We start from the raw sequence: 652 nt of genomic DNA on the forward strand, positions 1-652 counted from the left end.
CCGCCGTTGGGCAAGTGGATGATCGGTGTGGGTGAGTGGTTGTTCGGGGCGAATCCGTTCGGGTGGCGGTTCGCGGCGGCGGTGGCCGGGGTGTTGTCGATCCTGGTGCTGGCGCGGGTGGCGCGGCGGATGACGCGTTCGACGCTGCTGGGGTGCATGGCGGGGTTGCTGCTGGCGCTGGACGGGTTGCACTTCGTGTTGAGCCGCACGGCGCTGCTGGATGTCTTTTTGATGTTCTGGGTGTTGTGCGGGTTCGCCTGTCTGGTGGTCGATCGTGATCGTTCGCGTGAGCGGCTGGCGCAGTGGTACGAGGGGTCGCGGCTGACCGAGATGGGGCCGTGGCTGGGGGTGCGTCCCTGGCGGGTGGCGGCGGGGGTGTGTCTTGGTGCGGCGTGTGCCACCAAGTGGAGTGGCATCTTCTTTTTGGTGGCGTTCGCGGTGATGAGCCTGGTGTGGGATGCCGGGGCTCGCCGGGCGGTGGGGTTGCGTCGTCCTTATGGGGGGATGTTCCGTCAGGATCTGCCGACCGGTCTGCTGGGTTTGGCGGCGGCTCCGGCCATCGCCTACACCGCCAGCTGGGCCGGCTGGTTCGCCAGTGCCTACGGGTACGGCCGCAACTGGGACCAGGCCACCTCCAGCGGATGGCGGTACT

1 protein-coding gene is annotated in these 652 nt (G+C 68.1%); it reads left to right on the plus strand.

Annotation, left to right across the window (positions count from 1 at the left end; translation table 11 throughout):
* Positions 1 to 652, plus strand: a 652-nt coding sequence (locus tag ACFO60_RS40815; RefSeq protein ID WP_380852925.1) for a phospholipid carrier-dependent glycosyltransferase, incomplete at both ends; no start/stop codon positions are given.

It is taken from the genome of Sphaerisporangium dianthi, from assembly GCF_042654065.1.
GTDB lineage: Bacteria > Actinomycetota > Actinomycetes > Streptosporangiales > Streptosporangiaceae > Sphaerisporangium > Sphaerisporangium dianthi.